The following is a 13,279-nucleotide window of genomic DNA, read 5'->3' on the forward strand; positions in this document are numbered from 1 at the left end:
CGCCCCCGAACTCCCGACCCTGCCCCTCAAACCCCGGGGCCGCGTCCGCTGACCCCCTCCGGCTCCTCGCCGCGCATGCCGCCACCGGCCCGGCGTGGAGCCCCGGCGACCGCAAAACGCCCTGCCCTTTCCCGCCCGTCCCTGCCACGATGTCCGGCCATGAACAAGATCATCAGCTTCGACACCTCCGCCTGCGAGCCGGTCGACCGGCCGACGACCGACGAACTCGCCGGGTCCTGGATGTGCGGCCCCGATGTCCTCGTCACCGTCCACGAGTTCGAGCTGGTACCCGACCTGCCCGCAGGCCTCGCCGATCTCGCCGTACTGCGCGCGGCACTCGTGCACTCGGCCGCCGCAGGCGGCGCCGGCCTGATCGAGGCGGACATCATCGAGATCGGCGGACTGCCCGCGGTACGGCAGTTGATCAAGACCCGCATACCCGGCCGCACCCACGGCCTTGCCTTCATCGGCGCCGTGACCATCCCGCGCGCCGACAGCAGCGCGGTCTTCAAGGTCCAAGCCGTCGAACAAGGCATCACCGGCATGCGCGAGGCCCTCATCGTCGACCGCCTTGGCCTCGACGCCCTCTCCTTGATGCACCCGTACGCTATCGGCGCCGACCTGGCCCTGCCCTACAACGCTGCCGACTCGGCCGAGTACGACCCCGAATTCCCCGAGCACCCCCTCACCCGAGTCCGCACCGAACTCAGCCGCCTGCTCCCCACGATCCGCCTCGCCGAACCTTTCCGAGCCCGCCCGGAGTTCACCCTCACCCCCGCACCCCGCAAGCGAAAGTGGTTCGGCGGCCGCTCCTGAGCGCGGATATCCCGATGCGAACGGGCCCTGCCGCGCGCTAAGTTCGTGGTGCCTCCCGGTGCGTAGGTGTGCGGTTACTTCTCTGGAGCCCGAAAGGGCGGTGAAGGTGACTCGGCGGAGTTTCGGCTTCGCGTACCCGCAGCCGCATTGAACTCGGGGGGTTTTGTGCTGTCCGGCCGCGGGCTGCTTCCTGCACCGCAGCGGGCGGCCGGTCTTAGCCTGGGAGCCTGGCAGCTTGCGGCACGGGGGTGCGCTTGGGGCGTAAGGGCAAGGGCGGCTGGCGCTGGTGGTATGTCCTGCACCCGGGGGTCTGGGTGTTCGTGGGTCTGTTCGGGCTCGGCACGGCGGCTTCCTGGATCGCGGGGCTGCGGCGGACCGTGACGACCGAGCAGGCGCGGCGCCGGGCCGGCGAGTTTGCGGACGCGACGTTCGCGCTGCTGCCGAAGGGGCTCTCCGTGGAGCGGTTCGGCGGTGTCGACGCGGTGCGCGGCGATCCGTTCGCGCGCGGTCTCGACGGCGGGGTGAGCACCGAGCAGGTCTTCCGCATCGCCGGGATCCGGACCGCGACGGTGCTGCCGGCGATGGACCTGATCGGCAGCCACTGGGTGCGGAACGGCTTCGCGGTCGACCGCGACGACCGGGTCGGGCCGAATCCGGCCCTGGTCCTCAAAGAGCGCCGGGCTCCGCGCGGGGCGCGGATCACGCTCGTCCTGCAGGGTTACGAGCGTGGCGATCTGTACGTCACGGTCGGCACCGAGGACTCCTGGCCCGACGGCCGCCGCCCCCGGCGGCGCTGAACCGGGCGGGACGGGCCGGGCGGGGCAAGCCGGATGGGCCAAACGGGACGGGACGGGCGGGGAAAAGCCGGAACGGCCCCGGGACGCGAAGTCTCCGGAGCCGTTCCAGGGTGTTGCCGCACAAGCCGGGCGCGGGCGCCGGGCCGTGGTGTCTTTAGATGTCGAAGTACATCTCGAACTCGTGCGGGTGCGGGCGCAGACGGATCGGGTCGACCTCGTTGGTGCGCTTGTAGTCGACCCAGGTCTCGATGAGGTCCTGGGTGAACACGCCGCCCTCGAGCAGGTACTCGTGGTCGGCCTCGAGCGCGTTGAGGACCTCGGGGAGCGAGCCCGGCACCTGCGGCACCGCGGAGTGCTCCTCGGGGGCCAGCTCGTACAGGTCCTTGTCGACCGGCTCGAGCGGCTCGATCTTGTTCTTGATGCCGTCCAGGCCCGCCATCAGCATCGCCGAGAAGGCGAGGTACGGGTTCGAGGACGGGTCCGGCACGCGGAACTCGATGCGCTTGGCCTTCGGGTTCGAGCCGGTGATCGGGATGCGGATGCACGCCGAGCGGTTGCGCTGCGAGTAGACCAGGTTGACCGGCGCCTCGAAGCCCGGGACCAGGCGGTGGTACGAGTTCACCGTCGGGTTCGTGAAGGCCAGCAGCGACGGGGCGTGCTTGAGCAGGCCGCCGATGTAGTAGCGGGCCATGTCCGACAGACCGGCGTAGCCGACCTCGTCGTAGAACAGCGGCGCGCCGTCCTTCCAGAGCGACTGGTGGCAGTGCATGCCCGAGCCGTTGTCGCCGAAGATCGGCTTCGGCATGAAGGTCGCGGTCTTGCCGTTGCGCCACGCGACGTTCTTCACGATGTACTTGAAGAGCATCAGGTCGTCGGCCGCACCCAGCAGGGTGTTGAACTTGTAGTTGATCTCGGCCTGGCCCGCGGTGCCCACCTCGTGGTGCTGGCGCTCGACCTGGAGGCCGGCAGCGGCCAGCTCCAGGGAGATCTCGGCACGCAGGTCGGCGAAGTGGTCGACCGGCGGGGCCGGGAAGTAGCCGCCCTTGTAGCGGACCTTGTAGCCGCGGTTGCCGCCCTCTTCGACGCGGCCGGTGTTCCAGGCGCCCGCCACCGAGTCGATGTGGTAGTACGACTCGTGCGCGTTCGTCTCGAAGCGGACGTCGTCGAACACGTAGAACTCGGCCTCGGGGCCGAAGAACACGGTGTCGGCGATGCCGGTGCCGGCCAGGTAGCGCTCCGCCTTCTTGGCGATGTTGCGCGGGTCGCGGCTGTACTCCTCATCCGTGAGCGGGTCGTGGATGAAGAAGTTGATGTTGAGCGTCTTGTCCTTGCGGAACGGGTCCATGCGAGCGGTCGACAGGTCCGGACGCAGGGCCATGTCGGACTCGTGGATCGCCTGGAAGCCACGGATCGACGAACCGTCGAACGCCAGCGTCTCACTCGGCTCGAAGATCTCGGCCGGGATCGTGAAGTGCTGCATGACGCCAGGCAGGTCGCAGAACCGGACGTCGACGAACTTCACGTCGTTGTCGGTGATGTACCGCGACACCTCGTCGGCGTTGTTGAACATCCATGCCTCCTCGACCCGGCTCCGGGCTCGGGTAGCTTCTCGTTCTCGGGGGCGGCCCTTCTCCCCGCTGGCCACTGGACCCGAAGGTATGGTGAGGCGGTTTCCCGCCGGTGTCCCGAATGTTTCACACAAGTTACGCGGTCGCCCAATCGGGCCAGTACGGTTGCGAGCGGCCTGATCTTGCCGCATCCTTCGCGTTTGCCCCGGTGGGGGTGTTGCCCAGGTCACTCATCTACCGTGGTGGGGTGACCAGGAATCAGACCGGCAATCGGACGGACCGGAGCGCGCGGATGCCGCAGGAAGCGGGACAGCAAGCCGAAGCGGACGACTTCGGATACCAGGGCAAGCGCCTCGGCCTCCCCGAGGACGGCGTCAACTCGCTGGCCCCGGTCGGCCGGCGCCTGATCGCCCTGCTGATCGACTGGATGCTCTGCTACGTGATTGCGCTCGGCTTCATCGGCCGCGGCGACCTCAACGCGGCCGGCACCAGCCTCGGCACGCTGGCCGTCTTCGCGGCCGCGAACCTCCTCCTCGTCAGCACGCTCGGCTACACGGTCGGCAAGCGCCTCATGGGCCTGCGCGTCGTGTCGGTGACCCAGCCGCACCTGACCCCGCTCGCGGTGGTCATCCGCACTCTGCTGCTCTGCCTGGTGCTGCCCGCCGCGGTGTACGACCGGGACGGGCGCGGCTTCCACGACAAGGCGGTCGGCACCGCGGTGGTCCGCGCCAAGTAGCGCACCCCGGGCGGTACGGGGACAGAAGCGGGGACGAATACGGGGACAAGTACAGGGACAAGTACAGGGACAAAGAAGAACGGCGGTGGGGGAGGAGCAGCGCGCCTGCGGTCAGCGGCGCGGGCCGCGCGGCATGCGCGAACCCTTGGGCATCGGGCCCTTGGGCAGCGGCATGTTGTCCATCAGGCCGCCGAGCGCGCGCAGCCGGTCGTTGACCGTCGCGACCTGCGCCTTGGACATCGTGCGGGGCAGCTTCACCAGCTTGCCCTGCAGCTTGCGCAGCGGGACCTGGCCCTCGCCGTCGCCCACGATGATGTCGGTGACGACGACACCGTCGGCGATCTTCGACATCTTGCGCTTCTCGGCCGCCAGCAGGTTCGCCACCCGGCTCGGCTGGCCCTCGCCGACCAGCACGATGCCGGCCTGGCCGACCGCGCGGTGCACGATGTCCTGGTTGCGGGTCACGGCCACCGCGGGGGTGATCACCCAGCCGCGGCGCAGCGACTGCAGCACCGCGGCGGCGGCACCGGGGGTGCCCTCCATGTCGCCCAGGACGGCCTTCTCGGCCCGGCGTCCGAACACGAACGCGGCGGCCACCAGGCCGAACAGCAGGCCGAGGATGCCGAGGATGATGTAGTGGTCGATCAGGAAGCCGATCGCCAGGAACACCCCGAAGATGCCCAGGCCCCACGCCGCCACGACCAGTCCGACCTTCTTGTCGGACTTCTTCGTCATCTGGTAGGCGAGCCGGATCTGCTTCAGCCGGCCGCTCTTCTCCGATGTTTCCTTGCTCGCCATGCGCCCAAGAATACCTAGTGCGCGCGGCGGTTCAGCGGGGGCCATGGTCACGAGTTCGACAGGACTCGCCGGACGTACGGCCGGACGGCGGAGGTCAGCCGCCGAGGCTGCCCATCCGGTTCGGCTTGTCGGCCGCCAGGCGCTCCAGGATGTCGGTCGCCTCGGCGCGCTGCCGGGCGCGGCGGCGGTCGTCGCACACCGCATCCCAGGCGTTTCGGCGCGCGGTGCGCTGCCCGCCCTGGAACAGCAGGAGCGATTCCACCGTGCGCAGCATCGCGCCCATGGTGGCCTTGCGAGCCGACGCGCCCCGGTCGTACGCACCGCGCAGTGCCGCGGCGTTGCCGAGCGCGATCCGGCCGAATGGAACGTTGCCGACCTGCATGATTGTCGTCCCCCTGTCACCGGCCGCCGGGTCGCGGGGCCGGGTTGGCGTGAGTTTCCGCGCGCGGTCCAGGCGCCGCTGCGCGGGTCGTGCGCCGTACTTGTGGTGCGGGTGCGGTGCGCGATGAGTTCCACCCTCGACACCCTGTGTTACCAGCGGATGACGTAAGGGTCAAACCATCGTGAAAACTCCGGCGCGTCGCCGACGCATTCCGATCGCGGAAGTCGCGAAACGACCGGATGGGGCGGGACGGTCAGGCGTTGCCGGTGCCGGCCGCCGCGCGCGACTCGCGCAGCTCCAGCGCCTGGCGGTACAGCCGGCCCGCGCGGTACGACGAGCGCACCAGCGGTCCGGACAGCACGCCCGAGAAGCCGATGTCCTCGGCCTCCTCCTGCAGCGCCACGAACTCCTCCGGCTTGACCCAGCGCTCCACGGGGTGGTGCCGGACGGTCGGCCGCAGGTACTGCGTGATGGTGAGCAGCTCGCAGCCGGCGTCGTGCAGGTCCTGCATCGCCTGGCTGATCTCGGCCCGCTCCTCGCCCATGCCCAGGATCAGGTTGGACTTGGTGACCAGGCCGGCCTCCCGGGCCGCGGTGATGACCTGCAGCGAGCGCTCGTACCGGAAGCCCGGGCGGATCCGCTTGAAGATGCGCGGGACCGTCTCGATGTTGTGCGCGAGGACCTCGGGACGCGAGGAGAAGACCTCGGCCAGCTGGTCCGGCTGCGCGGTGAAGTCCGGGATGAGCAGCTCGACGCCGGTGCCCGGGTTCAGCTCGTGGATCTGCCGGGTGGTCTCGGCGTACAGCCACGCGCCGCCGTCCGGCAGGTCGTCGCGGGCGACACCCGTGACGGTCGCGTACTTCAGGCCCATCGCCTGCACCGACTCGGCGACCCGGCGCGGCTCGTCGCGGTCCAGCTCGGCCGGCTTGCCGGTGTCGATCTGGCAGAAGTCGCAGCGCCGCGTGCACTGGTCGCCGCCGATGAGGAAGGTGGCCTCGCGGTCTTCCCAGCACTCGTAGATGTTGGGGCAGCCGGCCTCTTCGCACACCGTGTGCAGGCCCTCGCGGCGCACCAGGCCCTTCAGCTCGGTGTACTCCGGGCCCATCTTCGCGCGGGTCTTGATCCACGAAGGCTTGCGTTCGATCGGGGTCTCGGCGTTGCGGACCTCGAGGCGAAGCATCTTGCGGCCGTCGGGTGCGACAGCGGACACGCGGGCTCCCTTGTGTGGAGATAGCCGAACTGTGCGGGCAGAGCATCGTGCGGGCGGTAGAACAAGGGTACGCCCCCGTTTGGCCGCCTCCGGACGGGGGAACGCACTACGGCCGCCGGGGATTCCCGGCAGGCGATTACCGGACAGTCCGGGCGCCGCCGTTCGGCGGTCGGCAGGACAGTCCGGGGCATCACACCGCGAGTGGGGCGTACACCTCGACAAGATGCCGCTCGACCACCGGAAGGACCTCGGCGACCGGCACCGGGCGGCCCAACTCCTGGCTGAGCGAGGACACTCCGGCGTCCCGGATCCCGCACGGCACGATGCGGTCGAAGTACGTCATGTCCGGGTCGCAGTTGATCGCGAAGCCGTGCATGGTGACCTTGCGCGAGACCCGCACGCCGATCGCCGCGATCTTGCGGTCGTCGCCGCGCTGCCCGGCATTGGACGGGGCGTACTCCGGACCCGCCAGACGCGGGTCGAACTCCGGGTGGTCGCGCGGGTCCGGTACCGCGATGCGGGCGTCCAACTGCAGATTCAGGCCACCGGACGCGGGCGCGGTGCGGGCCGGCAGCGGGTCGCCGAGCACCCAGACGCCGCTGCGGCCCTCGATGCGGGTGGTCTCCAGCCCGAACTCGGCGCACGTGCGGATCAGCGCCTCCTCCAGGCGGCGCACGTGCGCGACGACGTCGACCGGCTCGGGCAGCCGGACGATCGGGTAGCCGACCAGCTGGCCGGGGCCGTGCCAGGTGATCTTGCCGCCGCGGTCGACGTCGATGACCGGGGTGCCGTCGACCGGGCGCTCCGAGTCCTCGGTGCGGCGGCCCGCGGTGTAGACCGCGGGGTGTTCGAGGAGGAGGCACGTGTCGGGCAGCTCGCCCGCGACGACGGCGGCGTGCACGCGCCGCTGCTCCTCCCAGGCGGTGCCGTAGGGAACGGCCTGGGATCCGATACCGGCGTGTACGAAGCGCAAGTCAGCCACGGGTCCAGCGTACGGCGGCCGGGGAAGCGCCCGGTCCGGGGGCCGCCGCGGCGCCTCGGACGCCGCGGGGCGGGCCGGTCAGCCGACCGGGACGGTCGTCCGGGCGCCGTTGAACGTGTAGGAGATGCTCGACGGCCAGTCGGACCGGTCGTACTCGATCCAGAACGTCAGCTGGACCTGCTGCTGCCCGCCCATCTGCTGCCCCTGGCTCTCCGCGCCGCCGTACGAGGCCCTGGCGAGCGACCTGTTGCTGGACTCCCAGTCGTAGACCCACCCGTCGCCGACCTCGAGCACGAGGCTCCAGCGGGCCAGGGGCACGGTGTTCGGGTTCGCGACCGAGACGGTCAGGGTGAGCACCTCCCGCGAGCGGTTGCCCGAGGCGGCGCCCGTCACCGCGTACGGAACGGGCGGCGGAGGTGCCGTGGTCGCCGGCACCGTGGGGCTGGGCGGGCGCGTCGTCGCCGGCGGCTGCGTCGGGGGCTTCGTGGTCGGCCGGGGAGCGCTGGTCCGCGGCGCGGCCGTGGTCGGCACGGCCGTCGGCGATGCGGAAGCGCCGGTCGGCGATGCCGCCCCGGTGTCCGGTGTGGCCGGTATTCGGCTGCTCATGTCCGGTGCGGGCACGGTCACCGGGACGTCCAGGCCGATCGGCCGGGTCGGCTTGTCCTCGCCCGAACCGCTGAACAGCCAGACGCCCGAGGTGGCCAGCAGGCAGACGACCGCCGCGGCGGCCAGGGGCAAGGCGACTCCGCCTGCGGTGCCGTCGCTGCGTCCGGGCCTGTTGCCCGACGCGCGGTCCCCGTGCCGGCCCACGCCGTTTCCCCCCGAATTGTTCGGTAGCTGTCCGATGCCCGGTCCCCGTCCGGCGGCCGCCCCAGCCTAGAGGCGTGCGGCGCATGTTGCCCGACCCGGCATGCGGAGACAAGAACGTCGGCGCGAACAGGGCAAGAACCGGGCGGGAACACGGACAAGAGCGGATTCACGAGCTGCGACGCGCGTTGCGGCTATTTGGTTCGCCACCCACGTGGGTGGCTCGAAAAGTGCCATGCGGTGTGGCGCGGGGTGGCGATCATGTGGCGTCCGAGACCAGCCCCATCATCCGAAAGGGTCATTCTCTGCGCCATTGGGGTCGCCGCCCTTCTGCGCTCGCTAAATTCTCGCGCGTTCCTCACCCGCGGACTCGGGAGGCGTACGCAGGAATGACGACCAGGGCCGAACGGCGCCCCAACCACCGGCTTGCCACTCTTGTGGAGGAGGCCGGGTTCTCGCACGCGGGTCTCGCCCGAAGGGTGGACCAGCTCGGTGCCGAACAGGGCCTCGATCTCCGGTACGACAAGACCTCGGTGGCGCGCTGGCTGCGCGGCCAGCATCCGCGGGGCATCGTCCCCATACTCCTGGCGGAGGTCTTCACCCAGCGCCTGTCGCGCAAGCTCAGCGCGGAGGACCTGGGCATGGCGGGCTGCCGGCCCGACTACGCGGGGCTCGAGTACGCGGCCGGCCCCAACGAGGCGGTCGAGATCGTCTCGGGCATGTGGCAGGCCGACTCCGCACACCGGCCCGCGCTGGTGGAGGCCGCCTTCACACCCGGCGCGCTCGTGGTGCCGAGCCGCGACTGGCTGATCGGCTCGGGCGACGAGGAACCGCACCGCGCGGACGGCGGACGGGTGGGCTTCGGCGATGTCGCGGCGGTCCGCGCGGTCGGCGAAGCGTTCCGCCGCCTCGACAATTCGTTCGGCGGCGGGCACGCCCGCCAGGCGCTGGTGCGCTACCTCGACACCGAGGTCGCCACCATGCTGCGCGGCACCTACTCCGGCGGGGTGGGCCGCGACCTGTTCTCCGCCGCCTCGGTGCTGACGCGCCTGGTCGGGTGGATGGCGTACGACGTGGGCGTGCACGGCATGGCGCAGCGCTACTTCGTGCAGGCGCTGCGGCTCGCCCAGGCGTCCGGGGACCGGGCGCTGGGCGCGTACGTGCTGGCCACCATGAGCCGCCAGGCCGTGTACCTGGGGCACGGCCGCGAGGCGGTGCAACTGGCACGCGTCGCGCAGCAGGGGGCGATGGCGGTCGCCACCCCGCGCGTACGGGTGCTGCTCCACGCGGTCGAGGCGCGCGGCCACGGCCTGCTGGGCGACGGGCGGGCCTGCCTGGCCGCGCTGGTCCGGGCCGAGCAGGCGCTCGGGCAGGCGGGCCCGCCCGCCGAGGAGCCGAACTGGGCCCGCTACGTCGACGAGGCGCAGCTGGCCGACGAGTTCGCGCACTGCTACCGGGACCTCGAAGACCACCGCAGGTCGCGGGAGTTCGCCGAGCGCTCGCTCAAGCTGCGCGGCGAGGAGTACACCCGCAGCAAGTTGTTCTGCCGCACGGTGCTGGCCACCGCGATGCTCGGGCTCGGCGAGCTGGACCGGGCCTGCCAGATCGAGGCGGAGGCCACCGAGGAGGCGGGCGGCCTGCGTTCGGCCCGGGCGGTGGACTACGTACGGGAGTTCTTGCTGCGGCTCACGCCGTTCCGCGACACCCCGGCGGTCCGCGACTTCACCGCGCGGTCGGACGAGTTCCTGCGGACGGCCTCGTAAGGCCCCGGATGTGCGGCGGGACGCCGATGTGGGCTGGGGGTCCGGCCGGCGTCCCACCGCGCATCCGGCTCAGGCCGCCGGGGCCTTCCCGCCGCCCTGGCGGGTGCCGTCCGCGAACGCGGTGAGCGCGCCGAGATCGGCGAGTGCCGAGCGGGCCGCCCGGCGGCCGGAGGCCAGCGCGCCCTGCACGGAGCTGGAGTCCCGGTGGTCGCCGCAGACGTACAGCCCGGCCAGGACGCGTACCGGCCGGCGGAAGTTGTGCCCGGGCTCCACGACCGGAAGCGCCTGCGGCAGATGCCGCGTGGCCAGGTGCTCCCAGTCGCGCACGGACGCGCCGTGGATGGCCGCGAGGCGTTCGCGGACCTGGAGTTCGAGCTTGCCCGGGTCGCTTCCGTGGTGCCCCAGCACCGTGGAGCACACCAGCGCGCGCCGGTCGGGGGAGTAGGTCGGGGCGACTTCGCTCAGCACCGCCGTGTGGGTCAGCGGCCCTGGGTCGTCGATGTCCACGATGAGTGCCGGTTCGCCGGGCGGGGCGGCCGGGGCCACGTGCCACAGCGTCGTCACGGCGTGGAATTCGGGCTGCCGCAGCCCGGGCAGCAGCCCGACCGCGGTGGTCGGGTCGGTCGCCACGATCACCGCACGGGCCGGGAGTTCGCCGTCCACGTCGGTGGTCACCCGGTCGGTCGCGATCGCCGTGGCGCGGACGCCGCAGCGCACCGTGCCCGGCGGCAGCCCGGCGGCGAGCTGGGCGGGCACCGCGGCCATGCCGGCGGCCGGCAGCGCGGCCCGGCCGCGCACGTAGGCGCGCAGCATGAGCTCCGCGAAGCGGCGCGAGGTGGCGAGCTCCGGGTCGTGCAGCAGCGCGACCAGCAGCGGCCGCAGCGACGGCGGCCAGCCGGCCTCCTTGACGGCGGTGTCCGGGGTGCTCAGGATCCGGTGCACCGGAACCGCGGACGCCCGGCCGAGCGCGGCCGCCGCGCGGGCCCGCTCGGTGGTGCCGGGCGTGCGCAGGGCGCCGATCGCGTCGCGCATCCGCCGGACGTCCCCGAGGCGCCGCACGCCGCCGGGCCGCCACCCGGCGGACGGCCCCGCCTCGCCGGCGAGCCGGACGCCGGGGGCGAAGGCCCGCAGGTCGAGCCGCCCGAGGTCGAGCCGCGCGGCGACCTGGGGGCAGGCGGTGGCAAGTTGCTGCAGGCCGTTGTCGATGCGGAATCCGTCGATCACGTCGGTGCGTATGCGGCCGCCAGGGCGGTCGCCGGCTTCCAGGACGGTCACGTCGACCCCCGCGTCGACGAGTCTGCGGGCCGCGCTCAGGCCGGCGAGTCCGGCCCCCACGACGATGACATCGGTGCGGTGTGCCTTGGCCACGGTGTCCCCTCCCGTTGCCCCGGGCGCGGCGCGTGCGGCCGCGCGTTCGCCCTGGTGTCATACCCAACGGAATCCCCGGAAAGCACGTACATCCGCCTGACCGCACCCGGACAGGAGTCGAGTGCTGTGGCGAACCGGCTTACGGGCGGCTGCTGTTGATGGTGCGTCAGGGGATCAGCGGGTACGCGCGACGGACAGCGCCAAGTCGATGGTCGGGTGCGCGAACGAGAATCCCGCGTCCTCCAGGACCCGCGGCACCGCCCGCGTGCTGCACAGCACGTCGTCGGCGAACTCGCCCAGCACCGTGCGCAGCGCGACCTTGGGGACGGGGAACACCGCGGGCCGGCGCATCACGCGGGCCATCGCCTTGGTGGCCTCGGCGTTGGTCACCGGATGCGGGGCGGTGAGGTTGACCGGGCCGCGGACCTCGTCGGCGTCCAGCAGGAACCGGATGGCGTTGATCTCGTCGCGCAGCGAGATGAAGCTCCAGTACTGCCGGCCGCTGCCCAGCTTGCCGCCCACCCCGAACCGGAAGACCCGGTAGAGCGGGCCCCACGCGCCGCCCTTGCTCGCCACCACGAGCCCGGTGCGCAGATGCGCCACCCGGACGCCGGCGGCCTCGGCGGGCGCCGTGGCGGCCTCCCAGTCGCGGCAGATGTCGGCGAGGAACCCGCTGCCGCGCGGCGCGGATTCGTCCACGGTGCGGTCCCCGGTGTCGCCGTAGAAGCCCACTGCGGAACCGGACAGGAAGACCCGCGGCGGGACCTCCATCGCGGCGACCGCCTCGGCGAGCACCGCGGTGCCCTGCACCCGGGAATCGCGCAGCACCTGCTTGTACTTCTTCGTCCAGCGGTGGTCGCCCACGCCCGCCCCGGCCAGGTGCACGACGGCCTCGACGCCGAGCAGCGCATCGGTGTCGAGGAAGCCCGCGGACGGGTCCCAGCGCGCCTCGTCGGGGGCCTTGGGGGTGCGGCGTACGAAGCGCACCAGTTCGTGGCCGTCGGCGCGCAGCGAGCGCACCAAGGGCATGCCGATCAGTCCGGTCGATCCCGTCACCGCGATGCGCATGCCGTCATACTGCCCGAAACGCCGGAGGCGATCCCGGGGAACCGGGACCGCCTCCGAACGTTTCACGACCCTGGTCGGCGTGGCGCCGGCCGGATCGGACTGCTGCCGGCCGTCAGAGCCCGAGGTCGCCCTCGAACGCGCCCTCTTCCAGACGCGCCTTGACCGTGGTCAGGAAGCGCGCGGCGTCGGCACCGTCGACGATGCGGTGGTCGTACGACAGGGCCAGGTAGACCATGTCGCGGACCGCGATCGTCTCGCCCAGGTCCGGGTGGTTCACGACGACCGGGCGGCGCACGGTGGCACCGATGCCCAGCATCGCGACCTGCGGCTGGTTGAGGATCGGGGTGTCGAACAGGGCGCCGCGCGAACCGGTGTTGGTGACCGTGAAGGTCCCGCCCGCCAGCTCGTCCGGCTTGACCTTGTTGTCGCGCGTGCGGGACGCGAGGTCCGCGGTCTTCTTGGCGATGCCGGCGATGTTGAGGTCGCCCGCGTCGTGGATGACCGGGACCATGAGGCCGCGCTCGGTGTCCACCGCGATGCCGATGTTCTCGACCGCGTGGTAGGTGATCGAGTCGTCGTCGTTCACCCGGGCGTTGACGACCGCGTGCACCTTGAGCGCCTCGGCGACCGCCTTGACGAAGAACGGCATCGGCGAGAGCTTGACGCCCTCGCGCGCGAGGAAGTCGTTCTTCGCCCGGTTGCGCAGCCGCATGATGTTCGTGACGTCGACCTCGACCACCGTGGTCAGCTGCGCCGAGACCTGCAGCGAGTTGACCATGTGCTTCGCGATCGCCTTGCGGATGCGCGTCATCGGCACCGTCTGGCCGCGCAGCGCGGACGGCTCGGCCGGCGCGGCGGCCGGCTTCGCGGCGGCCGGGGCGGCGGCAGCCGGAGCCGCGGCGGGAGCCGGGGCGGCCGCGGCCTGGGTGCGCGCCGCGTCCAGCACGTCCTGCTTGCGGATGCGGCCGCCGATGCCGGTGCCGG

13 protein-coding genes are annotated in these 13,279 nt (G+C 71.9%); 4 read left to right on the top strand and 9 right to left on the bottom strand.

The features are described from left to right. The first annotated feature begins 159 nt into the window (after positions 1–159). Both LZ495_RS37260 and LZ495_RS37265 read left to right on the top strand, forming a co-directional pair. A complete protein-coding gene (locus tag LZ495_RS37260) occupies positions 160–816 on the top strand; it encodes a hypothetical protein (protein ID WP_235057607.1) in 657 nt (218 codons plus the stop codon). 254 nt (positions 817–1,070) lie between these two features. Beyond that, complete coding sequence (locus LZ495_RS37265) at positions 1,071–1,613, top strand: hypothetical protein (protein ID WP_235057608.1); 543 nt, start codon at positions 1,071–1,073, stop codon at positions 1,611–1,613. A gap of 154 nt (positions 1,614–1,767) precedes the next feature. On the opposite strand, the gene glnA is transcribed toward LZ495_RS37265, so the two are convergent. Then, entirely contained in the window at positions 1,768–3,183 is a 1,416-nt protein-coding gene (gene glnA / locus LZ495_RS37270) for a type I glutamate--ammonia ligase (RefSeq protein ID WP_235057609.1), read from the bottom strand. 290 nt (positions 3,184–3,473) lie between these two features. Between glnA and LZ495_RS37275 the strand changes: the two genes are divergently transcribed. Next, a complete protein-coding gene (locus LZ495_RS37275) occupies positions 3,474–3,917 on the top strand; it encodes an RDD family protein (RefSeq protein ID WP_235057610.1) in 444 nt (147 codons plus the stop codon). A gap of 111 nt (positions 3,918–4,028) precedes the next feature. Here LZ495_RS37275 and LZ495_RS37280 read toward each other — a convergent pair whose 3' ends face one another. From LZ495_RS37280 to LZ495_RS37300, 5 genes are all read right to left on the bottom strand, one after another. Beyond that, on the bottom strand, positions 4,029–4,715 hold the full coding sequence (locus tag LZ495_RS37280) for a DUF4191 domain-containing protein (RefSeq protein ID WP_235057611.1): 687 nt from the start codon (positions 4,713–4,715) through the stop codon (positions 4,029–4,031). A 94-nt stretch (positions 4,716–4,809) separates the two neighbouring features. After that, entirely contained in the window at positions 4,810–4,998 is a 189-nt protein-coding gene (locus tag LZ495_RS37285; RefSeq protein ID WP_235057620.1) for a hypothetical protein, read from the bottom strand. A 352-nt stretch (positions 4,999–5,350) separates the two neighbouring features. After that, positions 5,351–6,307, bottom strand: coding sequence for a lipoyl synthase (lipA, locus tag LZ495_RS37290; RefSeq protein WP_235057612.1), 957 nt, complete (start codon positions 6,305–6,307; stop codon positions 5,351–5,353). A gap of 190 nt (positions 6,308–6,497) precedes the next feature. Beyond that, on the bottom strand, positions 6,498–7,289 hold the full coding sequence (lipB, locus tag LZ495_RS37295; protein ID WP_235057613.1) for a lipoyl(octanoyl) transferase LipB: 792 nt from the start codon (positions 7,287–7,289) through the stop codon (positions 6,498–6,500). A 78-nt stretch (positions 7,290–7,367) separates the two neighbouring features. Beyond that, positions 7,368–8,027, bottom strand: a complete 660-nt coding sequence (locus tag LZ495_RS37300) for a hypothetical protein (RefSeq protein ID WP_235057614.1) — start codon at positions 8,025–8,027, stop codon at positions 7,368–7,370. Between the two features lie 458 nt (positions 8,028–8,485). On the opposite strand from LZ495_RS37300, the gene LZ495_RS37305 reads away from it, so the two are divergent. Beyond that, on the top strand, positions 8,486–9,859 hold the full coding sequence (locus LZ495_RS37305; protein ID WP_235057615.1) for an NsdA family TPR-like regulatory protein: 1,374 nt from the start codon (positions 8,486–8,488) through the stop codon (positions 9,857–9,859). Between the two features lie 69 nt (positions 9,860–9,928). On the opposite strand, the gene LZ495_RS37310 is transcribed toward LZ495_RS37305, so the two are convergent. The 3 genes from LZ495_RS37310 to sucB form a co-directional block, all read right to left on the bottom strand. Further along, positions 9,929–11,227, bottom strand: coding sequence for an NAD(P)/FAD-dependent oxidoreductase (locus tag LZ495_RS37310; RefSeq protein ID WP_235057616.1), 1,299 nt, complete (start codon positions 11,225–11,227; stop codon positions 9,929–9,931). A gap of 174 nt (positions 11,228–11,401) precedes the next feature. Then, entirely contained in the window at positions 11,402–12,295 is an 894-nt protein-coding gene (locus tag LZ495_RS37315) for a TIGR01777 family oxidoreductase (RefSeq protein ID WP_235057617.1), read from the bottom strand. Between the two features lie 112 nt (positions 12,296–12,407). Further along, a partial coding sequence (sucB, locus tag LZ495_RS37320) for a 2-oxoglutarate dehydrogenase, E2 component, dihydrolipoamide succinyltransferase (protein WP_235057618.1) occupies positions 12,408–13,279 on the bottom strand: 872 nt, incomplete at its 5' end.

Origin of the sequence: Yinghuangia soli, assembly GCF_021502675.1 — a bacterium.
Taxonomy (GTDB): domain Bacteria; phylum Actinomycetota; class Actinomycetes; order Streptomycetales; family Streptomycetaceae; genus Yinghuangia; species Yinghuangia soli.